The 22869-nt window shown below is 61.2% G+C and carries 26 protein-coding genes; 1 reads left to right on the top strand and 25 read right to left on the bottom strand.

The features are described from left to right. Positions 1 to 57 precede the first annotated feature (57 nt). The 7 genes from LB513_RS14885 to LB513_RS14855 form a co-directional block, all read right to left on the bottom strand. Positions 58 to 201 carry a hypothetical protein gene (locus LB513_RS14885; RefSeq protein WP_224664255.1) on the bottom strand — a complete coding sequence of 48 codons (144 nt, stop codon included), beginning with the start codon at positions 199 to 201 and terminating at the stop codon, positions 58 to 60. A gap of 105 nt (positions 202 to 306) precedes the next feature. Next, positions 307 to 1038: a peptidase gene (locus tag LB513_RS14880; RefSeq protein ID WP_224664244.1), complete on the bottom strand. Its 732-nt coding sequence runs from the start codon at positions 1036 to 1038 to the stop codon at positions 307 to 309. Between the two features lie 30 nt (positions 1039 to 1068). Then, positions 1069 to 1863: a transglutaminase domain-containing protein gene (locus LB513_RS14875; RefSeq protein ID WP_224664243.1), complete on the bottom strand. Its 795-nt coding sequence runs from the start codon at positions 1861 to 1863 to the stop codon at positions 1069 to 1071. Between the two features lie 85 nt (positions 1864 to 1948). Continuing rightward, complete coding sequence (locus LB513_RS14870) at positions 1949 to 2890, bottom strand: alpha-E domain-containing protein (protein ID WP_224664242.1); 942 nt, start codon at positions 2888 to 2890, stop codon at positions 1949 to 1951. A gap of 21 nt (positions 2891 to 2911) precedes the next feature. Further along, on the bottom strand, positions 2912 to 4324 hold the full coding sequence (locus tag LB513_RS14865; RefSeq protein ID WP_224664241.1) for a circularly permuted type 2 ATP-grasp protein: 1413 nt from the start codon (positions 4322 to 4324) through the stop codon (positions 2912 to 2914). Positions 4325 to 4495: 171 nt separating this feature from the next. Continuing rightward, positions 4496 to 4732 (bottom strand): Lrp/AsnC family transcriptional regulator, encoded by a 237-nt coding sequence (locus LB513_RS14860; protein ID WP_010909609.1) that lies wholly within the window; start codon positions 4730 to 4732, stop codon positions 4496 to 4498. 307 nt (positions 4733 to 5039) lie between these two features. Continuing rightward, the gene (locus tag LB513_RS14855) at positions 5040 to 6080 is read right to left on the bottom strand and encodes a glutamine synthetase beta-grasp domain-containing protein (RefSeq protein WP_224664240.1); all 1041 of its coding nucleotides are present in this window, start codon (positions 6078 to 6080) and stop codon (positions 5040 to 5042) included. A gap of 305 nt (positions 6081 to 6385) precedes the next feature. Between LB513_RS14855 and LB513_RS14850 the strand changes: the two genes are divergently transcribed. Continuing rightward, positions 6386 to 6583: a DUF2735 domain-containing protein gene (locus tag LB513_RS14850; RefSeq protein WP_224664239.1), complete on the top strand. Its 198-nt coding sequence runs from the start codon at positions 6386 to 6388 to the stop codon at positions 6581 to 6583. Positions 6584 to 6665: 82 nt separating this feature from the next. Here the strand turns inward: LB513_RS14850 and LB513_RS14845 are convergent, their stop codons facing one another. From LB513_RS14845 to rpsE, 18 genes are all read right to left on the bottom strand, one after another. Next, positions 6666 to 8555, bottom strand: a complete 1890-nt coding sequence (locus LB513_RS14845; RefSeq protein WP_224664238.1) for an MFS transporter — start codon at positions 8553 to 8555, stop codon at positions 6666 to 6668. Positions 8556 to 8746: 191 nt separating this feature from the next. Then, positions 8747 to 9538 (bottom strand): ATP12 family chaperone protein, encoded by a 792-nt coding sequence (locus LB513_RS14840; protein WP_224664237.1) that lies wholly within the window; start codon positions 9536 to 9538, stop codon positions 8747 to 8749. Positions 9539 to 9550: 12 nt separating this feature from the next. Next, entirely contained in the window at positions 9551 to 10423 is an 873-nt protein-coding gene (locus LB513_RS14835) for a DMT family transporter (RefSeq protein ID WP_224664254.1), read from the bottom strand. A 47-nt stretch (positions 10424 to 10470) separates the two neighbouring features. Further along, the gene (locus tag LB513_RS14830) at positions 10471 to 11451 is read right to left on the bottom strand and encodes an RluA family pseudouridine synthase (protein WP_224664236.1); all 981 of its coding nucleotides are present in this window, start codon (positions 11449 to 11451) and stop codon (positions 10471 to 10473) included. A 60-nt stretch (positions 11452 to 11511) separates the two neighbouring features. After that, entirely contained in the window at positions 11512 to 11886 is a 375-nt protein-coding gene (gene crcB / locus LB513_RS14825; protein ID WP_224664235.1) for a fluoride efflux transporter CrcB, read from the bottom strand. Positions 11887 to 11997: 111 nt separating this feature from the next. Beyond that, a complete protein-coding gene (locus tag LB513_RS14820; RefSeq protein WP_224664234.1) occupies positions 11998 to 12828 on the bottom strand; it encodes an aspartyl/asparaginyl beta-hydroxylase domain-containing protein in 831 nt (276 codons plus the stop codon). Between the two features lie 157 nt (positions 12829 to 12985). After that, positions 12986 to 13654: a DUF930 domain-containing protein gene (locus LB513_RS14815; protein WP_224664233.1), complete on the bottom strand. Its 669-nt coding sequence runs from the start codon at positions 13652 to 13654 to the stop codon at positions 12986 to 12988. 6 nt (positions 13655 to 13660) lie between these two features. Then, on the bottom strand, positions 13661 to 14968 hold the full coding sequence (locus LB513_RS14810; protein ID WP_224664232.1) for a replication-associated recombination protein A: 1308 nt from the start codon (positions 14966 to 14968) through the stop codon (positions 13661 to 13663). Positions 14969 to 15015: 47 nt separating this feature from the next. After that, positions 15016 to 16503: a DegQ family serine endoprotease gene (locus LB513_RS14805; protein WP_224664231.1), complete on the bottom strand. Its 1488-nt coding sequence runs from the start codon at positions 16501 to 16503 to the stop codon at positions 15016 to 15018. A 191-nt stretch (positions 16504 to 16694) separates the two neighbouring features. Then, positions 16695 to 17126 (bottom strand): 50S ribosomal protein L17, encoded by a 432-nt coding sequence (gene rplQ / locus LB513_RS14800; RefSeq protein ID WP_224664230.1) that lies wholly within the window; start codon positions 17124 to 17126, stop codon positions 16695 to 16697. Between the two features lie 99 nt (positions 17127 to 17225). Next, on the bottom strand, positions 17226 to 18236 hold the full coding sequence (locus LB513_RS14795; protein ID WP_013531438.1) for a DNA-directed RNA polymerase subunit alpha: 1011 nt from the start codon (positions 18234 to 18236) through the stop codon (positions 17226 to 17228). Between the two features lie 103 nt (positions 18237 to 18339). Then, complete coding sequence (gene rpsK / locus LB513_RS14790; protein ID WP_006205444.1) at positions 18340 to 18729, bottom strand: 30S ribosomal protein S11; 390 nt, start codon at positions 18727 to 18729, stop codon at positions 18340 to 18342. Positions 18730 to 18855: 126 nt separating this feature from the next. Further along, positions 18856 to 19224: a 30S ribosomal protein S13 gene (gene rpsM, locus LB513_RS14785; protein ID WP_006205445.1), complete on the bottom strand. Its 369-nt coding sequence runs from the start codon at positions 19222 to 19224 to the stop codon at positions 18856 to 18858. 207 nt (positions 19225 to 19431) lie between these two features. Further along, a complete protein-coding gene (locus tag LB513_RS14780; RefSeq protein ID WP_224664229.1) occupies positions 19432 to 20040 on the bottom strand; it encodes an adenylate kinase in 609 nt (202 codons plus the stop codon). Then, positions 20037 to 21377 carry a preprotein translocase subunit SecY gene (gene secY / locus LB513_RS14775; protein WP_224664228.1) on the bottom strand — a complete coding sequence of 447 codons (1341 nt, stop codon included), beginning with the start codon at positions 21375 to 21377 and terminating at the stop codon, positions 20037 to 20039. Before secY ends, LB513_RS14780 begins: the two co-directional genes overlap by 4 nt. 189 nt (positions 21378 to 21566) lie before the next feature. Then, on the bottom strand, positions 21567 to 22043 hold the full coding sequence (gene rplO / locus LB513_RS14770; RefSeq protein WP_224664227.1) for a 50S ribosomal protein L15: 477 nt from the start codon (positions 22041 to 22043) through the stop codon (positions 21567 to 21569). A 22-nt stretch (positions 22044 to 22065) separates the two neighbouring features. Continuing rightward, positions 22066 to 22263, bottom strand: coding sequence for a 50S ribosomal protein L30 (gene rpmD / locus LB513_RS14765; RefSeq protein WP_224664226.1), 198 nt, complete (start codon positions 22261 to 22263; stop codon positions 22066 to 22068). Between the two features lie 24 nt (positions 22264 to 22287). After that, positions 22288 to 22851, bottom strand: a complete 564-nt coding sequence (gene rpsE / locus LB513_RS14760) for a 30S ribosomal protein S5 (RefSeq protein ID WP_006333394.1) — start codon at positions 22849 to 22851, stop codon at positions 22288 to 22290. Positions 22852 to 22869: the final 18 nt, after the last annotated feature.

Raw genomic sequence — 22869 nt, 5'->3', positions numbered from 1 at the left:
AAACCATTGAGGCAACCGAATGCAGGAACTACTTTGAAAACGCAGGATACGCTTCCGTCAAAACGTGAAACGCTCTAAGCTCCTGTAGATATCGCCGGGCTCGATCCTCGGACGCACCGGCCGTTCGCGCAGCGAGCTCCGGTAATCGGCGCCCCAGTCGGCGGCGCGCCGCGACCATTGCCGGAAATCATCCTCGTTCATCGTGTCCTCCCGGCGTGACGGCTTGGCCGCGATTTCGCTGGGCCCGTGCCCCAGTGACCTTGCTCCTGGCAATCCGGCAAAGGTCGGCTGGCGATGCGGCTCCGCTCAGCCGGGAAAATCCGGCAGGCTTGCAAACGCCGCTTTCAGCGCCTTCGACCAGCCATCAGAGATGGTGCGGTAATACTGGTCGTCCTGGCCGATGCGCCTCTTCAAGCCAACCTTGAATGCATCCTTTTCCAGAAATAGCAGATCGAGCGGCAAGCCGACCGACAGGTTCGACTTCAGCGTCGAATCGAAGGACACCAGAAGCAGCTTCACCGTCTCGGCCAGGCTCAGCGTCCTGTCATAGGCACGAATGATGATCGGCTTGCCATATTTGGTCTCGCCGATCTGGAAAAATGGCGTGTCGTCGGTCGATTCGATGAAATTGCCTTCGGGATAGATCATGAAGAGCCGCGGCTCGCTGCCCTTGATCTGGCCGCCGAGGATGAAGGAGGCATTGAAATAGGAATCCGCCTTTTCGCCCACGGGCGACGAACTGGCGATCACCTCCTTGACCATCTCGCCGACCATCCTCACCGTCTGGTACATGGACGGCGTTTCCAGCAGCGTGGAGTGTCGCTCCGAAATCGCCTTGGTGCGCTCGTCGAGGAGGCTGACCACCGCCTGCGTCGTCGCAAGGTTGCCTGCGGACATCAAGACGATGACGCGCTCGCCCGGCTCTTCCCAGACATGCATCTTGCGGAAGGTGGAGATCGAATCCATGCCGGCGTTCGTGCGCGTGTCCGACATGAACACAAGCCCGCCATCGATCTTCAGGCCGACGCAATAGGTCATGGAATCTCTTCTTGCAGTAATCCTTGGCGACTACTGCTCCACCGTGACCGTAACCGCAAGCCGTTCTTGCGCCTGTCCCAGTCGAATTCCCGACACGGGGGTCGCGTCGCGATAATCCCGGCCGGTTGCCACCTTGACATAACGCTCGTCGGGAGAAATTCCGTTTGCCGCGTCGAAGGCGACCCAGCCGAGGCCAGAGACATGGGCTTCGGCCCAAGCATGGCTTGCGGCCTGCTCCACAGCGGCGTCCAGCATCAGATAGCCGCTGACGTAGCGAGCCGGGAAACCCATGCAGCGAGCCGCCGCGGCAAAGATATGGGTGTGGTCCTGGCAGACGCCGGTCTTGAGCCCCAGCGCTTCCTCGGCAGGCGTCGCCGCGGTGGTGCTGCCCGGAGTATAGGCCACGCGTTCTCCGATGATAGCCATCAGGCGGTGCAGCCTTTCGATATCGGCGCCCTCGCCGACCGAGCCGGCCAGTGCGCGAACACCGTTGCCGATCATCGTCAGCGGCGTCTCCTGGCTGTACAGCCATAAGGGCGTGAAGCCCTGATGCGGGCCCGAGACACCGGCAGTGTCACGTGTCACCACTTCGCCGGCCGCTTCCACCGTGATGAAGTCGCGCTCGCCCTCAACGCTCAACAACCTTGTATCATTGCCGAAATGATCGACAAACCGGACCTCTTCGCGAGCGCCCTCGATGTCGAGGTTCCAGGACAGGACGGTTTGCGTCGATCCGCTCACCGGGAGCAGCCGCAGCCGCTGCAACAGATATTGCACCGGCGCGTCGTAGCGGTACTCGGTTCTGTGGGTGATCTTCAGCCGCATGCTCTGTTTCCGTTCGCGGGTGTAGCCTTGTCCGGAAACCGGCCACCGCTCTCGACTGTCGCGGTGCCTCGGTTGGGACCCTTGCTCAATTAAACCGGTAATCCAGCGCGATCTCGTCGCCGAGCTTGGTGTTGTCTTGAATGAAATTGGCCAGGAATTCGTGCAGCCCGGCATCGAATATGTTCTTGATCGACCCTGCCCTCAACATGGCTTGTGTCCTCTCGACCGTGGCGTGGCAGGCGTGCTGTTCGCCATAGTCGTCGCTCAGGAATTTGAGATGCTCTGCCAGGAAGCGGTAGCAAAACGTCAGCGAGCGCGGCATCCGGACGTTCAGGATGAGATAGTCGGCTATATTGGTAGGCTTGTAATCCGCCTCATAGACCCAGCGATAGGACCGATGCGCCGAAACGGAGCGCAGGATGGACTCCCATTGATAGTTGTCGAGCGTCGAACCGACCCAGGAGATCGACGGCAACAGCACGTAGTATTTCACGTCGAGAATACGCGCGGTGTTGTCGGCGCGCTCGACATAGGTGCCGAGTTGCGAAAAATCGAAGATCTCGTTGCGAAGCATGGTGCCGTAGAACGACCCGCGGATCAGCGCCGTCTCGCGCTTGATTGCATCGAGGACGGTGGGTAGGTCGCGTTCGTCGATTGGCCTTGCAAGGATGCGCTTCAGCGACATCCAGGCCTCGTTGATGCTCTCCCACGTCTCGCGCGTCAGGGCCGTGCGCACCATGCGGGCATTGTTGCGAGCCGTTTCGATCGCCGCCATGGTGCTCGATGGGTTCGAGGTGTCGCGCAGCAGGAAATCGGCAACGTTGGCGGCGGTGTATTCCTGATACTTCTGGCTGAAGGTGAAGTCCGAACCTGCACTGAGCAGTACGGAACTCCACTCCTCAGACGCGCTTTGGGTACGGGTCAAGGCCATGCGCAGGCCTGCATCGACCAGACGCGCCATGTTCTCCGCCCGCTCGATATAGCGGTTCATCCAGTAAAGCCCGGCGGCAGTGCGGCCTAAAAGCATCCAAAACCCTTCAAGTGAAATTCAATCATCCAGCACCCAGGTATCCTTGGTGCCGCCGCCTTGCGAAGAATTCACAACCAACGAACCTTCCTTGAGCGCGACACGGGTCAAACCGCCGGGCACGATCTGGATGCGGTCGGAGACGAGCACGTAAGGCCGGAGATCGACATGGCGCGGCGCCAGACCCTTGTCGGTCAGGATCGGGCAGGTCGACAATGCCAATGTCGGCTGGGCGATATAATTCGAAGGTCTCGCCGCCAGTTTCTTGGCGAAGGTCTCGCATTCCTTCTTGGTCGCCGCCGGCCCGACCAGCATTCCGTAGCCGCCGGAACCATGTACTTCCTTGATCACCAATTCATCGATGTGCTCGAGCACATATTTCAGGCTGTCCGGCTCGGAGCAGCGCCAGGTTGGAATGTTGCCCAGGATCGCCTTGCGGCCGGTGTAGAATTCGATGATCTCCGGCATATAGGAATAGATCGCCTTGTCGTCGGCGATACCGGTTCCGGGCGCGTTGGCGATGGTGATGTTGCCGGCGCGGTAGACATCCATGATGCCGGGCACGCCCAATGCGGAATCCGGGCGGAAAGTCAGCGGATCGAGATAGGAATCGTCCACGCGGCGATAGAGCACGTCGATCTGCTTGTAGCCTTCTGTGGTCCGCATTGCGACATGGCCGTCGACGACGCGCAGATCCTGACCCTCAACCAGTTGCACGCCCATCTGGTCGGCAAGGAAGGCATGTTCGAAATAGGCGGAGTTGAAACTGCCCGGCGTCAGCACGGCGATGGTCGGTGCGCCCTTGGTGCTTTGGGGCCGCACCGCTGCCAATGACTGGCGCAGAAGCTGCGGGTAATTCTCCACCGGCCGCACCTTGATCTTTTGGAACAGCTCCGGAAACAGCTGCATCATCGTCTCACGGTTCTCCAGCATATAGGAGACGCCGGACGGCGTGCGCGCATTGTCTTCCAACACGTAGAATTCGTCCTCGCTGATGCGGACGATGTCGACGCCGATGATGTGGGTGTAGACCCCGGCCGGCGGCCTGACCCCGATCATCTCGGGCAAAAAAGCCTCGTTCCTGGCGATCAGGTCCCTCGGCAGGCGTCCGGCGCGCAGGATTTCCTGTCGATGGTAAATATCGTCGAGGAAAGCGTTCAGCGCCTGAACACGTTGTTCAATGCCCTGCGTCAGGCGCCGCCATTCATTGCCGGAAATGATGCGCGGGACGATGTCGAACGGGATCAGCCGTTCGGACGCTTCCTGTTCGCCATAGACGGCAAACGTTATACCGGTCTTGCGGAAGACCCGCTCGGCGTCCTGCATCTTCTCGTTGAGCCTGGCCGGATCCTGCTCCTTCAACCAGCGATCATAAGCCGAATACGGTTTTCTCAATCCGGAAACTTCCGGAAGCATTTCGTCGAACGCTGCCAATCGCTTACTCCCCTGTGACGTCATTTCACTGGCGTCGCCGGAGAAAATCAAGCGCAATCGGTGATTTGGCGAGAGCAAGCGACCAGTAAGTTGCCCCTGCCTCAATTATAGGCAGTCCGCACGCAACCCTAATCGGTCCCTGCATCGTGCCGGTGCAGGTGCATTTGGCGGCTAGAACGCCCGGAACGTGACCACCGTGAACGTGTCCTTGATGCCGGGGAGAATCTGCACCTTCTCATTGACGAAATGGCCGACATCTTCCTCGTCATCGACGTAGAATTTGGCCAGCAGATCGTAGTTTCCGGCAGTGGAGTATATCTCGGAAGCGATCTCGGCGTCGGCAAGCGCGCTGGCAACCTCATAGGATTTGCCAAGCTCACATTTGATCTGCACGAAAAACGCCTTCATGGCTTCGTCCCGCTCAACGCCAAGTCCAAGCGGCCCTTCTGGCAGACTGGAGGCAGGCTTTCAAGCGCTCGAATCACGAGCGACGCCGGCGCGCACTACGGCTCCGCAACTCCGCCATATGCTTGCCGCGCAAAGGTGGCCCAGCCGATCATTGCGCCGGGCGTCATTCCAAACGAGCAAGCCACGTCATGCGCGAGCGATATGGCGAAACGGAAGGCGCCTCCACCAATTCCGTCGCGTTCTGGGCGCCCAGAACAAAAGGCCCCGCGCGAACGCCGGGGCCTCTATCGACCAAAACCAACGAGGGTTAGGCGGCAGCCGAAACCTGGGCGCTGGTTGGCACCGAGGCAATCGTCTTCAGGATCTGTGAAGCGATCTGGTAGGGGTCACCCTGCGAGTTCGGGCGGCGGTCTTCCAGATAACCCTTATAGTCGTTCTTAATGAAGGAGTGCGGGACGCGGATCGAAGCGCCGCGATCAGCGATGCCATAGCTGAACTTGTTCCACGGCGCGGTCTCGTGCTTGCCGGTCAAGCGCTTGTCATTGTCCGGGCCGTAGACGGCGATGTGGTCCATGAGGTTCTTGTCGAAGGCCGCCATGAGCGATTCGAAATAGGCTTTGCCGCCGACTTCGCGCATATAGGCGGTCGAGAAGTTGGCATGCATGCCGGAGCCGTTCCAGTCAGTGTCGCCGAGCGGCTTGCAGTGGTATTCGATGTCGATGCCGTATTTCTCGGTCAGGCGCTGCAGGAGATAGCGGGCCATCCACATCTGGTCGGCGGCTCTCTTTGAGCCCTTGCCGAAGATCTGGAATTCCCACTGGCCTTTGGCCACTTCGGCGTTGATGCCTTCATGGTTGATGCCGGCCGCCAGGCACTGGTCGAGATGTTCTTCGACGATGGTGCGCGCTACGGAGCCGACATTGGAGTAACCGACGCCGGTGTAGTACGGACCCTGCGGTGCGGGATAGCCACTCTCGGGGAAGCCGAGCGGGCGACCGTCCTTGTAGAAGAAATATTCCTGCTCGAAGCCGAACCAGGCTCCCTCGTCATCGAGGATGGTGGCGCGCTTGTTGGAAGCGTGCGGCGTCACGCCATCGGGCATCATGACTTCGCACATCACCAGCACACCATTCGTACGGGCCGGATCGGGATACACGGCGACCGGCTTCAGCACGCAATCGGAGCTGTGGCCTTCGGCCTGCTGCGTAGAAGAACCATCGAAGCCCCACAGCGGCAGTTCCTCAAGGGTCGGGAACTCCGCGAACTCCTTGATCTGCGTTTTGCCGCGGAGGTTGGGAACCGGGGTATATCCATCGAGCCAAATGTACTCGAGCTTGTATTTCGTCATTCTAGCCTCTCGTTGCTTGATCAGAAGACTCCGGTGGCGTCCGCGCATGCCGACCCAGCCAGCAGCCGACCTGCCGCTTCACTAAAAAGCAAATCATGTGCCATTCTGGCTCCGTAACGTGCGACAAAATGAATGCAAAACCCGGCGGCGGTGTAAACGGTGCATCGCGACCGCTCACTGCCAGAACTTGCACAAATGGTAGGCAAATACCGATCTTTTTGTAAGCATATTGCCTAATTTGATTGCAGGCCCTATCTTCGGGAGAATTGAATCGATCAGGTTCAATCAGAGAAAGGAGCCCGACAATGGAAAGCGTTTCCACCCGACCGTCGGCAAAAATTTTGATGTTTCCGCTGACAACGCGTGCGTCTGCCTCATATTTGAGCGATAGGGCTAAGTTTGCAGCAGAGCTAGCCTCGCTACATGGTGTACGAACTGATTTCGGTGACGGCTGGTATCATGACGCGGCCATCGAGGACGCAAGACAGGACAGGCGCAGCTAGACTTTTCCCGCCGCTTGATCAAACCAATGGAAAACCCGGCGCGAGTGTCGCGCCGGGTTTTTCATTGTCTGACGGGTCGCGTTTACTGCTTGGTGTGCAGATTTGTTCCCAACGTGTCCCTGACAAAGATCATACCGATCACCAGAGACATCGCGGCGATGACCACCGGATACCACAAGCCATAGTAGATATCGCCCTTATAGGCGCTGAGAGCGAACACTGTCGCCGGCAGCAAGCCGCCGAACCAGCCATTGCCGATGTGATAAGGCAACGACATACCGGTGTAGCGGATGCGGGTCGGGAACATCTCGACCAGGATCGCGGCAATCGGCCCGTAAACCATGGTCACGAACAACACCAGGATGAACAGGATGCCGATGGTCATCGGCCAGTTGATGCCGGCCGGATCAGCGAACATGGCGAAGGCGCCACCGCCCGGTATGGTATAGACGGTGACTTCGGTCGCTCCTGCTGCCTCGTCAGCTGTCAAAAGCTTGTCCTTCACCGCCTGATCGGTGGGGACCGTCACCTTCTCGCCGGCGCGGATGGTAGCCGCATCGAGCTTGAGTTCCGGATTGGCCGCGATAAATGCGTCGAGCTTCTGGTCCGGGATCTTGATTGCCGCGCGCTTCAGCGGATAGCCGCTGTCTTGCAGAGACGTATTCAGGGCCTTGACGAAGGCGGCGTCCTTGGCCTTGGCCTGATCGCCGGCGGCGATCGCGTCGTAGGACTCCACCGTTTCATTGCCGATCTTGACCGACGCAGCCGTTCCGGCCGGCGCCGTCGATACCACGTCATAAGGAACCGAGTTCTTGGTCAGGAATGAGGTGGCGATGTCGCAGGAGGTGGTGAACTTGGCGGTTCCGACCGGATTGAACTGGAACCTGCAATCACCCGGCGCCGCGGTCACTGTCGCGCGCGTATTCTGCTGGGCCGTGGCAAGCGCCGGATTGGCGGCCCAGGTCAACGCTTTGAACAGCGGGAATGTGCAGACGATGGCGAGCGCTAGACCCGCCATGATGATCGGCTTGCGGCCGATCTTGTCGGAGAGCCAGCCAAACACCACAAAGAAGACCGAGCCGAGCGCCAGCGCGATGGCGATCATGATATTGACCGACTGCGCATCGACCTTGAGAACGTTCTGCAGGAAGAACAGCGCGTAGAACTGGCCATTGTACCAAACCACGGCCTGCCCGGCGGTGAGGCCGAGCAGCGCCAGGATGGCGATCTTGGCGTTCTTCCACTGACCAAAGGCTTCCGTCAGCGGCGCCTTCGAGCCTTTGCCTTCATCCTTCATCTTCTGAAAAGTCGGAGATTCGGAGAGTGACAACCGTATCCAGATGGAGATGCCGAGCAGCAGGAAGGATACGATGAACGGAATGCGCCAGCCCCAGGCGGCGTAGTTTTCCTTGCTCAGCGACGCCTGGACGATCAGGATCACGATCAGCGACAGAAACAGTCCGAGCGTGGCCGTGGTCTGTATCCATGACGTGTAGTAGCCGCGGCGATTGTCCGGTGCGTGTTCGGCGACATAGGTGGCGGCGCCGCCATATTCGCCGCCCAATGCCAGGCCCTGCAGCATGCGCAGGATAATCAGGATCACGGGAGCCGCGATCCCCAAGGTGGCGTAGCCCGGCAGCAGGCCGACCAGGAAGGTCGACAGGCCCATGATCGTCATGGTGACGAGGAAAGTGTATTTGCGACCGACAAGATCGCCGATACGGCCGAACAGCAGTGCGCCGAACGGACGTACGAGGAAGCCGGCGGCGAAAGCCAGCAATGCGAAAATGTTACGCGTCGCCTCCGGGATGGTCGGACTGAAAAACGTCGATCCGATGAACACTGCCAGCGAACCGTAGAGATAGAAATCATACCATTCGAAAACGGTGCCGAGCGAGGAAGCGAAGATGACTTTCTTCTCCTCCCTTGTCATGCCGCGGCTGGCTCCGCCGGCGGTCGATGCGATTGCCATGGATTTGTCCTCCTCCCGTGAGACGCTTGTCCTCGATGCCGCGCGTGATTGTCCGCGTCCTCCTCCGAACGCGGACTCAAGCACTGCCATCACGGAAAAAATGACAGAAAGCCGTCGGCAGCGTCAGCGCTGCTTTGGGATTATGACTTTGGTATTAGGTGCGGTGCGGCATGGCCGCGCCAAGCGAGCCATCAGCCCTTTAGGGCTTCGAGCAGTCTGACCGCGGCCAGCATGTCCCGCTTGCGTGCGGCGCGGCGCGCCACGGCCTCCGCGTCCTGCCCCCAGTGCTCGATCTGCCAGTCCTCATCGACATGGCCGGCTGCCCAGGCAGCCTCGACGTCGAGTTCGCCCGAATCGACGGCCAGCGCCAGCAGGGCGGAGCCGGTCAGCGTTGTCATGAGGTGAATGGCGGCCAGCCGCAACGGATCGGCCCGCCGGCTGAGATGAACACCGAGCGCGTCGATGGTTTCGCGTGGCTGCTCGACATGGATGATGCCCTCGGCGAGATTGAAACGCGCGCCCAGGCTGCCGCGCGCCCAGTCAAGGACAGGATCCCAGTGCTGGTTCTGCCGGTCGACCAGCCCTTGCGGGGCATCGGCGCGGTAACAAAGCAAATCGGAAGAGGCAAAGCGCAAGATATCTTCCTGCACTGGCAACGTGTTGCCGGCGACGCCGTCGATCGCGGTGTTGACCAGGCGCATCACCGGCATCGTCACCGGATCGATCGTTTCGCCCTGGGCGGCGAACTCATCGGCGATCAGCGCCGCAGCTGCTTGCGTCGGCAGCACAAGCAACGCCCTGCCCGGCGTGCGCACCGGCTTGCCATCCAGATGCACCGCGAAACCTTCTGCAACAGGCGCCACCGAGGCTGTCTCATAGAAGCGCTTGGGCAGGGGCGTTTTCATCTGGATCTGGGCACGGCGCACCGGATCTGGATCGGAAAGATACTTACCTGCTTCGAGGTCGTTGAGGATGTCGCGCATGGAAGGTGCTCCTTACAGCGGCGCCAGTTTGCGCGAAGGCCGGTTGACGATGATCAGGCCGAGGGCAATCAGGCCAAGTGCTAGAAAGATGCGCATGGTAAGCGGTTCATTCAAGATCACGGCCCCGCACAAGACGCCGAAGACCGGAGACAGGAAAGTGAAACTGGACAGGCTCGAGGCAGGATAGCGGCGCAGCAGCCAGAACCACAGAACATAGGTGAAGGCGACGATGTAGATCGCCTGGAAAAGCAGGGCCAATGTCGGCAGTAAGGCAGGGTCGCGGATGGAGGGACCGGCCAAAGGCAACACCAGCAGGCCAACGATCGCGGCGCCGCAGAGCTGATAGAGCAACAGCTTCTCGGCGCTTGCCTCGGCCAGCCTCGTCCGCTTGATCAGGATGTTGGTCAAGGCCCAGAAAAACCCTGCAGCCAGGCTGAGGAGGTCGCCGAACAGCATGTCCCCGCCCCCGCCAAGCTGGTCGGAGAAGACTGCGGCAAGACCGGCGAAGGCAAGCACCAATCCGAGGAACTTGCGCAGCGTGATTGGCTCGCCGAGCAGGAAATGGCCTCCGACCAGCATCCAGAACGGCATGGTGTTGACCAGTAAGGTGTTGCGGGCAACGGTCGTGTGCTCCAGGCCGACATAGAGGCAAAGGAACTCGACCCCGAAGATTACGCCCACGGCGATGCCCGCGGGCAATGTTCGATCGCGCGTGAAAAGCGCAATGCCGCGCCACCTGCACCAGGCGTAAACACAAAGGCCGCCAATGATGGAGCGCGCGATCGACAGGAAGACGGGGTCGTAGCCGGCGTAGGAGATCTTGGCGGCGACGTAGTTCAGGCCCCAAGAAAAGGTCAACCCGACCATGATGGCGGCGGCCGCCATGTCGACCGACTCCCGCCGGTCGAACGCGCCTGTGGCGCCGCTCACAATCAGTCCTCCGCGCTGGCGTCGTCGAAGCCGATCAGGTTCCAGCTCTGGCGCATATGCGGCGGCATCGGCGCGGTGACGTCGATGACGCCTTTGTCGGGATGGGGAATGATGATGCGGCGCGCGTGCAGATGCAGGCGATTCTGGATGCCGCCGGGGAAATCCCAGTTGGTGTCGGCCTCGAAATATTTCGGATCTCCGATGATCGGACAGCCGAGATAGGCGGCATGGACGCGTAGCTGATGAGTGCGGCCCGTATAGGGTTCCATCTCCAACCAAGTCATCGTCTGCGCCGCCTGCTCGATTATGCGATAGTAGGACACGGCATGATCGGCGCCTTTTTCACCGTGCGCGGCGACACGGACGCGGTCGCCGTCGGGGGTCGGCTCCTTGATCAGCCATGTCGAAATCTTGTCTTCGCGCTTGGGCGGCACGCCCTTGACCAGGGCCCAATATGTCTTCTTGGTCTCGCGGGCGCGAAACGCCTCCGACAATTTCATGGCGGCCAACCGCGTACGGGCGACAACCAGCACGCCTGACGTGTCGCGGTCCAGCCTGTGAACCAGCCGCGGCTTCTCGCCCTTCTGGTTGCGCCACGCTTCCAGCATGTCGTCGACATTGCGGGTGACGCCGGAGCCACCCTGCACTGCCAGCCCAGCCGGCTTGTTGAAGACGAAGACCTTCGGATCCTCATGGATCAGCATCTTGGCCAGGACGTCGGCGTCGCCCTGATTACGGATCGAATGACCGGTCAGCGCGCTTTCGCCCTTCTTGTCGACCTCAAGCGGCGGAACGCGGACCATCTGGCCGGGCTCGACGCGGGTGTCGGCCTTGACCCGGCCGCCATCGACGCGAATCTGGCCAGAGCGCAGCAGCTTCTGCAAATGGCCGAAGCCGAGGCCCGGGAAGTGGGTTTTGAACCAGCGGTCGAGCCGCATGCCCGCCTCGCCAGCCTCAACCGCAATCTGTTCAACGCCTGCCATGGTCTTGTCGCTTGTCCGGTTCCGGGCAGGGCTTCGCCTGCTCTCGGCGCCGCAATAGCACTATGGCAAGCTTCTTGCGAGCCAAAGTCCCATAAACAGGGCGGTAATGGCTCCAAGGACGCTTGCAAGGGCGTAGGCGAAGGCCGGAAGGGTCGCGCCGCGCTCCCACAAGGTGGCGAAGTCCAGCGAAAAGGCCGAGAAGGTCGTGAACCCACCCAGAATGCCGGTTGCGACGAAGAGCCTGAGTTCGTTGGGTCCGCCGCGCCGCATCAACGAGGCGATGAACAGGCCCATCAAGAAGGAGCCAAGGATGTTGATAGCGATCGTGCCCCAGGGGTAGTTAGGTCCGACGAGGCGGAGTGCGCCCATATTGGCAAGATGCCGGAGCCCCGCGCCTATGCCGCCGCCGATCACAACGAGAAGGAGATTGGCCATGATCGTCTCCTGCCTCCTTCGACGCGGCAGCGTCAATCCCTCACCCCATGGACAAGGCTTCCAGTCCAACACAGATGGTTGAACGGGCCAGGCGCCGCCTAGGCCGGCAGCTCAGGTGTTTTCAACCTTCCTCGGCTTGGTCGAGCCTATCATCTTCCAGTTCTTGTAGAACATGGAATTGATGCGCTCGACACTCACCGAGACGATGGCGAGCAAGCCGGCGATGAGCCCAGGGAAAGGCGACGGACGGATAATATCCATGAACACGCAGTAGCGGCGGCCGTCATATTGATTGACCGATCGATGCAGCAGCGTGTCGTCGAAGATGAACAGCGGATTGTCATGCCAGTAGTTCTTGACGTTGCCGCATTCGACGAAAATCTCCGACTTCACCGGAATCAGATTGTAGAGGATGCGGAGGCTGAGCCGTAGCGGCCCGAAGTGCCAGGAGGTCGATTCGCGCTTGCTGAAGACAGAGACGGCAATGGTCTTGATGTATTTGAAATCCTTGTTGAATTCCGCAACGTTGTCGATCTTGTGCTTGCCGTACCATTGGTAGACATACATGCCGCGCCGGCCGGCGCCGAAATTGGCGTCGATGTCGGCGATGATCTCGTCCTGCCGCGCCTTGAAGACACTGAGGACTTCATTGACTTCGCGCTGATAGTCGGGGGGAAACTGCTCCAGCTTCCACACGCCGGGATTCCTGTAGCAGAGGAGATCGACCAGCAGGTTGAACGGCGAAAGCAACCAGGTGAACAGGCCATTGCCGAGAAAATAGCCTGAAAAAAGCGAAACGTCCTTCCTGTCGTTGCGCAGCACGTCGATCAGACCACAGACGATGAAGATCGTCGTCAGGATGGGGATGAAATAAAAGCCGAGGGCCAGAAGCGGGATGGCGATGGCGAATTTGCGAAGGGATTTGCGAAGCGTTTTTGTCATTTTTCCACGCGCGTAGCGCGATCCTGTTGCGAGTGAGATGCCAAATCTGGGCAACGGCCACCGCCCGGCCGTGCGCCTTGATAAGGTCTTTTGGGTCGCCATACAACGGCATGAGATCGCAGCCGGCGGCTGACCTGGTGAATCCTGCCGGATCCCGTCAATGCATCGCCGGCAAGCCAAGCTCGTCCCATTGTGTCCTTGGTACCAGATCGCCAACCAGAAATTCGAAGCCGACGACGCTTTCGCCGTCTCCAGCGAGTTCGCACCTGAACTTGAGACGATACCAGTTTCCACGACTGCGGAAAGCCGCGCCATTGGCGGCAATCGTGGTTCCAGTGATTTTCTCCTGCGCCGTCGCATAGGGCACCACGCGCTCAGGCTGAAAATCCGTGCGCCATCGTCGGATCTGGTCCATCGCCTTGAGATCGCATAGTTGGACCATGCGTTCGTCGGAAGCGAAGGTGGCGAGATCGGCGCGCGCCTGCCGGCTGCGAGGGTTGGCCAGCGTCTTGGCGGACAGCATCTCGGTCGCCCGGATCATGCCTGGCGCGGGGGCTCGTTGAGCTGGAGACCGGCTCGAACCGCGCGGCTGCACTGCGGTGGGCGCTTCGACCGCGGCCTTGATCGGTGGCGGCCTCGTTGCCGCCTCGAACTCGGCAAGCGTCACGATGTCCACCGATACCCGTTCCTCTTCCACGCGCTTCGGCAGCTTTGGCAATGGCATCAAGGCCAACGCGGCGACCAGCATCGCATGGAGAACAAGCGATGTGGAGATACCCCAGGGCGAGGCCTGATCTCGCGGGGTGACGACCAAAGAAGCACGCAAAGCGTGCTATTCCCTCTCTTTGCGGAGCTTCGCCCAATAGTCGAGACGCTTTCTGATGTCGCGCTCGAAGCCGCGCTCGGGCGGATCATAGAAGACCTGGCGGCCCATCTTTTCTGGAAAATAGTCCTGGCCCGAAAACGCCTCCGGCTCATCGTGATCGTACCGATAGCCGGCGCCGTAATCCTCTTCCTTCATCAGCTTGGTGGGCGCATTGAGGATATGCTTGGGCGGCAGCAGCGAGCCGTGTTCCTTGGCGGCTCGGGTGGCCGCCTTGAAGGCAGTGTAGACCGCGTTGGATTTCGGCGCGGTGGCGAGATAGACGGTCGCCTCGGCGAAGGCCAGTTCGCCCTCCGGGGAGCCGAGATAGTCGTAGGCGTCCTTGGCCGCATTGGCTACGACCAGTGCCTGCGGGTCGGCAAGTCCGATGTCCTCCATGGCCATGCGCACCAGCCGGCGGCCGAGATAGAGCGGGTCCTCGCCGGCATCGAACATGCGCGCGAGATAGTAAAGCGCAGCGTCGGGATCGGAGCCGCGCACGGATTTGTGCAGCGCCGAGATCAGATTGTAGTGGCCGTCCTGGCCCTTGTCATAGATCGGCGCACGCCGCTGCACGATGCGCTGCAGGCCCTCCGCGTTGAAGATCTCGCCGGGCTTGGCTGCCCGCCAGACTTCTTCCGCCAGCGTCAGGGACGCACGGCCGTCGCCGTCGCTCATGCGGATGAGCATCGCCCGCGCCTCGTCATCGAGTGGCAACGCCCTGCCCTCGGTCTCCTCCGCCCGCGCCATCAGCTTGGCGATGCTCTCTTCGCCGAGCGATTGGAAGACTAGCACCCGGGCACGGGACAAGAGAGCAGCGTTGAGTTCGAAGGACGGGTTTTCGGTGGTGGCGCCGACCAGAACCACCGTCCCGTCCTCCATCACAGGAAGAAAGGAATCTTGCTGCGCGCGGTTGAAGCGATGGATTTCGTCCACGAATAGCAGGGTCTGGCGGCCGTTGGTGCGGCGCAGCTTGGCTGCCTCGAAAACTTTCTTAAGATCGGCGACACCGGAAAAGACCGCCGAGATCTGCTCGAAGGCCAGGCTGGTTTCACCGGCCAGCAACCGGGCCACCGTCGTCTTGCCGGTGCCCGGCGGACCCCAGAAGATCATGGAACCCAGCGAACCGGAACCGATCAGCCGGGTGAGCGCGCCGTCGGGGCCGGTCAGATGTTCCTGACCGACGACTTCACCGAGCGTCTTTGGGCGCAGCCTATCGGCCAGCGGCCGCCCGGGCGGCGCCCTTTCCGGTTCATCGACGCTGAACAGATCGGCCATGCACTTCTTTTTCGCCGTAGCATCCGCCCGAACGAACGGGCCATGATTTAGTAACGCAACACCTGACGCAGTATCTGCCCGCCGCGCTCGACCGTAAAGCGCCACCAGCGTGTATCCGTCTTGGCGGCCTGCTCCAGCGCCGCCGCGGTTTCGATGGTGGTGCCGTTCACTTCGCGCACGATGTCGCCTGGCTGGAAGCCGAAGTCGGCGGCCGGAGAGTCGCGGTTGATATCGACTACGGTGACACCCTTGATGTCGGTGCGCAGGCCAAGCCGCTGGGCGAGCCTCGGCGACAGTTCCGCCACCTTGGCGCCGGAAAAGGGGCTGCGGCCACGCAATGTGACTTCAGCCGCCTTCATGCCCTCGGGCGCGCGTTCCAGCGCAATGTCCATCGCCGCCTGCTGGCCCTTGGTCAGGACCGCGAAATTGGCTGTGGTGCCGATCGACAGCGTCGCCATGCGATAATCCAGCGCCTCGATGCTGTCGATCTGCTTGCCGTTGAGTTGCAGCACGACGTCGCCGGGCTTGAGGCCTGCCTTGGCGGCCGGTCCGGTCGGCTCTACCGACGAGACCAGCGCGCCGGTTGGCTTCTCCATGCCCAGCGATTCGGCGATCTGCGGTGTAACCGCCTCGAACTCAGCGCCTATATAGGGGCGCTCGAAGAAGTCGAGGCCGGCCTTGGCAGCGTCGGCGAAGGCGCGGACCATGTTCGACGGGATGGCGAAGCCGATGCCTATAGAGCCACCGCTGCGGCTATAGATCGCCGTGTTGATGCCGACCAGCTGACCGCCCATGTTGATCAGCGCTCCGCCGGAATTGCCGGGGTTGATGGCCGCATCGGTCTGAATGAAGAAGCTCGAGTCGGCCACACCGATATGGCTGCGGGCAAGCGCCGAGACGATGCCGCTGGTGGTGGTCTGGCCGACGCCGAAGGGATTGCCGATGGCCAGCACCAGGTCGCCGACCTCAAGTGCGTCGGAATCGCCTATGGCAATGACGGGAAAAGGCTTGTCAGCGGAGATCTTGAGCACCGCCAGATCGAGCGACTCGTCCTTGAGCATCACCTTGCTCTCGAACTCGCGGCCATCCGCGGTCGCCACCTTGACCTGATCGGCATCCTTGATGACGTGGTAGTTGGTCACGACGATGCCGGTCGGGTCGACCAGCACGCCGGAACCGAGCGAAGATTGGGCGCGTGGCTGCGAACGGCCGAAGAATTCCTCGAAGAAGGGATCACCGTCGAAAGGCGACGTCACCTTGGCGGTCTGCGAAGCGTAGACGTTGACTACGGCCGGAGCGGTCTGCTTCACCAGCGGCGCGAACGACAACTGCACTTCCTCGCGGCCGAACGGCACGCGCTTGTCGGGGCCGGACGTGGCGTTCTCGCCTTCGACGCCATGCAGCAGATCGGTCAAGACATCGGACAGGCCCGGATCTGTCTTGGCGTCCTCGGCCCATGCCTGCCTGACCATAGGTGCGGCCGCCAACGCCATCATGGCAAAGACCAGGACAAGGGACAGTCTGTTAGGGCGCATTCACGAATCCTCCAAGGCGGGTTCCGGCGCCATTGTCCCGACGATTGTGCAAAATGAAAGGCTAAGCCGCTGAAATCCGATTATTTTGGGCAGGTGGCCTTGTGTCAGCTCACGTCCGCAATTTGCCTGCCATCAGACAACAAAAAGGGGCCCCGGGGGGCCCCTTTGAATTCAATCCTGGAAGCCGGACCTTATGCGGCCTCGGCGCCCGAATCGGTGCCTTCGGCTTCGATGCGGGCGCGGTCGCCGGCGCCTTTGGCCGAAGTGTCGCGATCGACGAATTCGATGACGGCCATAGCGGCGTTGTCGCCGTGGCGGAAGCCGGCCTTCATGATGCGCAGATAACCGCCATTGCGGTCGGCGTAACGCGGCGCAATGGTTTCGAACAGGCGCTTGACGACGCCTTCATTGCCGATCTGCGCGATCACCTGACGGCGGGCGTGCAGGTCGCCGCGCTTGCCGAGCGTCACCAGCTTCTCGACGATCGGACGCAGATCCTTCGCCTTCGGCAGGGTGGTGACGATCTGCTCGTGCTCGAGCAGCGACACGGCGAGGTTGGCGAACATCGACTTGCGATGGCTGATGCTTCTGGCGAAGCGACGGCCTTTAAAACCGTGGCGCATGGCTCATTTCCTTCTTCAGTTGTTCAAGAGGCCAAGACCTCTGATGGTTTTCCGCATGACCGTCGGATCGAGCGGTCGCCCGATCCTTGGAATTCATGCTCAATATTGATCTTCGTAACGCTTCGCGAGGTCTTCGATGTTTTCCGGCGGCCAGTCCGGCACTTCCATGCCGAGGTGCAGGCCCATCGCCGCCAGGACTTCCTTGATCTCGTTCAGCGACTTGCGGCCGAAGTTCGGGGTGCGCAGCATCTCGGCTTCGGTCTTCTGGATCAGATCGCCGATGTAGACGATGTTGTCGTTCTTCAGGCAGTTGGCCGAACGCACAGAGAGCTCGAGTTCGTCGACCTTCTTGAGCAGCGCCGGATTGAAGGCGAGCTCGGTGACGGCTTCGGCGGCGACTTCCTTCTGCGGCTCGTCGAAATTGACGAACAGGCCAAGCTGGTCCTGCAGGATGCGGGCGGCGAAAGCCACCGCGTCCTCGCCGGTGATCGAGCCGTCGGTCTCGATGGTCATGGTCAGCTTGTCATAGTCGAGAACCTGGCCCTCGCGGGTGTTCTCAACCTTATAGGAAACCTTCTTGACCGGCGAATAGAGGCTGTCGACCGGGATGAGTCCGATCGGTGCGTCCTCTGCACGGTTGCGGTCAGCCGGCACGTAACCTTTGCCAGTGTCGACGGTGAATTCCATGCGGATTTCAGCGCCTTCGTCCAGCGTGCAGATGACGTGATCGGGGTTGAGGATTTCGACGTCGCCAACCGTCTGGATGTCGCCGGCCAGAACAGCGCCCGGTCCCTGCTTGCGCACGACCATGCGCTTGGGGCCGTCGCCTTCCATGCGGATGGCGATCTCCTTGATGTTCAAAACGATATCGGTCACGTCCTCGCGCACACCGGCGATGGACGAGAATTCATGCAGAACGCCGTCGATCTGCACGGCGGTAACGGCCGCACCGCGCAGCGAAGACAAAAGCACGCGACGCAGGGCATTGCCGAGGGTGAGGCCAAAGCCACGCTCGAGCGGCTCCGCGACCAGCGTGGTCAGCGTCTTCTTCTTCGACGAGAACTCGATCTTGTTCGGCTTGATCAGTTCCTGCCAATTTTTCTGGATCATGATGCTTTCCTTCCGTTGACCCGCCACCATCCAATCGTGGCGGGCGACCTGGAATGCCGTGGAGGAACGCCCGTGGGGCGCTCGCGCGGCGTTCGATAAATGCTTAGACGCGACGCTTCTTGCGCGGGCGGCAGCCATTATGCGGGATCGGCGTCACATCACGGATCGAGGTGATGGTGAAGCCGGCCGCCTGCAGGGCGCGCAATGCCGATTCACGACCGGAGCCGGGTCCGCAGACCTCGACCTCAAGCATGCGCATGCCGTGTTCCTGGGCCTTCTTGGCGACGTCCTCGGCAGCCATCTGGGCGGCGAACGGGGTCGACTTGCGCGAACCCTTGAAGCCCTGGGCACCGGCCGACGACCAGGCAATCGAGTTGCCCTGCGCGTCGGTGATGGTGATCATCGTGTTGTTGAAGGTCGAATTGACGTGGGCAACGCCCGACGAGATGTTCTTGCGTTCGCGACGGCGAACACGAGCGGCTTCCTTGGCCATGATGGTCCTTTCGATTGATCTCTACACCGCCGTAATACCAGCGGCTCCACCTTTAAAAGCGAATAGTGCGCAGCCACTAGCGATAGGACTCCCTAATCGCTAATGGGTGGCGTGCTATTCGCTGACTTACTTCTTCTTGCCGGCGATCGACTTGGCCGGGCCCTTGCGGGTGCGTGCATTGGTATGCGTGCGCTGGCCGCGAACCGGCAGCGAGCGGCGGTGACGCAGGCCGCGGTAGCAGCCGAGGTCCATCAGACGCTTGATGTTCATCGACACTTCGCGGCGCAGGTCGCCTTCGACCTGGTAGTCGCGGTCGATAGTCTCGCGGATCTGCAGCACTTCCGCGTCGGTCAGCTGGTTGACACGGCGTTCGGCCGGGATGCCGACCTTGTCGACGATCTCCTGGGCGAACTTCTTGCCGATGCCGTGAATGTACTGAAGCGCAATGACAACGCGCTTATTGGTCGGAATGTTGACGCCGGCTATACGAGCCATATTCTTCTCTGCTCCATGTGGGCCGCCCGACCTCTTAAAAGACAAGCACGGCGCAATCTTTACGTTGCCCCGCGTCCGGTGGAGGCCGGCCCATGCGGGAGTTTCCAGTCAAAGCGGCTGCCCTTGCCCTTGCGGACAAGCAAAGCCCATGCCTGTAGGAAGACGGGCCGCCATACCGCAGCGAGCGGGTGCCGTCAAGTACAATCGTTAATTTACCGGCTCCGGTCCCCCGACCGTCGCCGCAAGCACAGTTTCGATCTCGCCGGTGACCGCATCGATGTCCGCCATGCCGTCGACGGCCTTGAGTTTGCCCTTGGCGTAGTAGTAGCCGATCAGCGGGGCGGTCTTCTTGTAATATTCCCGTAGACGGTCTTCGAACACCGTGGGGTTGTCGTCCTTCCGGACCGGCTGGCCGGCAGCCTTGGCATCATCAGCCCGTTTGACAATCCGTCCGACCAACGCCCGGTCGTCGACGACGAGCTCGATGACGATGTCGAGGCTCATGCCACGTTGCGCGAGCATCGCATCGACGGCATCAGCCTGCACCAGGGTGCGCGGGTATCCATCGAGGATGAAGCCCTTGGCGCAATCAGCCTGGTCGATGCGCTCGGCGACGATGGCGTTGACGATGGCGTCCGAGACCAGTTCACCGGCATCCATGACCGCCTTGGCGCGCTTGCCGACCTCGGTGCCGGCCTGGACGGCAGCCCGCAGCATATCGCCCGTCGAGAGCTGTGGTATGCCGTGTTTTTCTACCAGTCTTTGTGCTTGCGTCCCCTTGCCCGCCCCTGGCGGCCCAAGCAATATCAACCTCATCTGGCTTTCTTTCCCCCACGCAACTTCGACTTCTTGATCAAGCCTTCATACTGATGCGCGATCAGATGGCCCTGGATCTGCGCGACGGTATCGAGCGTGACACTGACCACGATCAGAAGCGATGTGCCACCGAGGTAGAACGGTACGCCAGTCGCCGAGATCAGGAACTCCGGCAGCAGGCATACCAGCACCAGGTAAATGGCGCCGACGACAGTGATGCGGGTAAGAACGTAATCGATGTAATCGGCGGTGCGCTCGCCCGGACGATAGCCGGGGATGAAGCCCGAATGCTTCTTGAGCTGGTCGGCGGTGTCCTTCGGGTTGAAGACAATCGCGGTGTAGAAGAAGGCGAAGAACACGATCATCGCGGCGTAGAACGCCATGTAGAGCGGCTGGCCGTGGCCAAGCGAGGCCAGCACTGTGCTTGCCCAGCCCGGCAGATTGGTCGTCTGCGAGAAGCCGGCGACAGTCGCCGGCAGCAACAGCAGCGACGAAGCGAAGATCGGCGGGATGACGCCCGATGTGTTGAGCTTCAACGGCAGGTGCGAGGTATCGCCCTGGAACATCCGATTGCCGACCTGGCGTTTCGGATATTGGATCAGCAGGCGGCGCTGAGCGCGCTCAAAGAACACGATGAGTGCGATGACGACGACGGCCAAGACGATGATCGCCAGAATCAGGCCGGTCGAAAGCGCGCCGGTACGGCCGAGTTCCAGAGTGCCTGAGATGGCGTGCGGCAGGCCGGCGACGATGCCGGAGAAGATGATCAGCGAAATGCCGTTGCCGATGCCGCGCGCGGTGATCTGCTCACCGAGCCACATCAGGAACATTGTGCCGCCAACCAGCGTGACGACAGTTGAGATGCGGAAGAACATGCCGGGATCGCTGACGATGCCGTTGCCGCCCTCGAGGCCCACCGAAATACCATAGGCCTGGACCAGCGCCAGCAGCACGGTGCCGTAGCGCGTGTATTGGTTGATGACCTTGCGGCCCTGCTCGCCTTCCTTCTTCAGCGCTTCCAGTGATGGGATGACCGAGGTCATCAGCTGCATGATGATGGACGCGGAAATGTAAGGCATGATGCCGAGGGCAAAGATCGCCATGCGCTGCACGGCGCCGCCGGCGAACATGTTGAACATGCCGAGCACGCCTTTGCTCTGCGAGGAAAAAGCCTGCGCAAAGGCGTCTGGATTGATGCCGGGAAGCGGAATGTAGGTACCGAGGCGATAGACGAGCAGCGCGCCGATGGTGAACCAGATGCGTTTCTTCAGATCCTCCGCCTTGGCGAAGGCCGAGAAATTCAGATTCGAGGCTAATTGTTCAGCAGCCGAAGCCATGCCTGATTCTCCGCTTGGTAACGCTTGTTGGCCCGTGGGGTCAGGCGCGTCTCACCCAGGCTCACGAGATAAGCTCCGGGCCCTAAACATGCAAGCGGCCGCGTTGACGCGGCCACCTGATTGAGCGGATCAAAGCGCGATGATCGACAGAAACGGAAGCCGCCTTGCCGACCGCGCTTCAGATCGCCATTACTCGGCAGCCGCCTTCTTCTCCGGCAGCTTGACCGAACCGCCGGCCTTTTCGATCTTCTCGATGGCGGCCTTGGAGGCGCCGGCAACGTCGAAGTCGAGCTTTGCCGTGATCTCGCCGTCGGACAGGATCCGCACGCCGTCCTTGACTCGACGGATCACGCCGGCTGCAACAAGCGAGTCAGCGGTCACGGTTGCCTTGGTGTCCAGCTTCTTGGCGTCGATGGCGACCTGGATGCGGGCCAGCGAAACGACGGTGAAGCTCTTGGCGAAGATGTTGTTGAAGCCACGCTTGGGCAGGCGCCGATAGAGAGGCATCTGGCCACCCTCGAAGCCGTTGACGGCAACGCCGGAGCGCGCCTTCTGACCCTTGACGCCGCGGCCGGCGGTCTTGCCGGAGCCGGAGCCGATGCCGCGGCCGAGACGCTTCTTGGAATGCGTCGCGCCGTCCTTGTCACGCAGATCGTTGAGTTTCATCTGGGTTCTCCTGCGCTCTCGCTCAGCCCTCGTCCACGACGCGGACGAGATGCTGGACGGCGGCGATCATGCCGCGCACGGAGGGCGTATCCTCCAGCGTGCGCTGCTTGTGCATCTTGTTGAGACCGAGCCCGACCAGCGTCGCGCGCTGTTCCTTCGGGCGGCGGATCGGCGAGCCGATCTGCTCAACGGTGACGGTCTTGGTAGTTTGCTTGGCCATGGTCAAAATCCCTGGTCAGATCGACTATTCTTCAGCCGCGACGGCGGTGCCGCGGCGGGCCTGAAGGGTCGAATATTTGATGCCGCGAGCGGCAGCCACATCCTTGGGATGCATCTGGCTCTTCAGCGCGTCGAAGGTGGCGCGAACCATGTTGTAGGGGTTCGACGACCCCATCGACTTGGCGACCACGTCATGCATGCCGAGCGTCTCGAAGACAGCGCGCATCGGGCCGCCGGCGATGATGCCGGTACCCTGCTTGGCGGCGCGCAGCAGGACACGACCCGCGCCCCAGCGTCCTTCGACGTCGTGGTGGAGCGTGCGGCCCGAGCGCAGCGGCACGAAGATCATGTCGCGCTTGGCGGACTCGGTTGCCTTGCGGATAGCTTCTGGCACTTCGCGCGCCTTGCCGTGACCGAAGCCGACGCGGCCCTTCTGATCACCGACGACAACGAGTGCCGCAAAACCGAAGCGACGGCCGCCCTTGACGACCTTGGCGACGCGGTTGATGTGGACGAGCTTGTCCACCATCCCGTCATCGCGTTCTTCACGATCGCGGCCGCGGCCGCCATCCCTACGTTCCTGTGCCATATCCTGTTCCTTGTTTTT

Origin of the sequence: Mesorhizobium sp. ES1-1, from assembly GCF_020164785.1 — a bacterium.
Taxonomy (GTDB): domain Bacteria; phylum Pseudomonadota; class Alphaproteobacteria; order Rhizobiales; family Rhizobiaceae; genus Mesorhizobium.
This window is presented reverse-complemented; position numbering and strand designations above follow the sequence as displayed.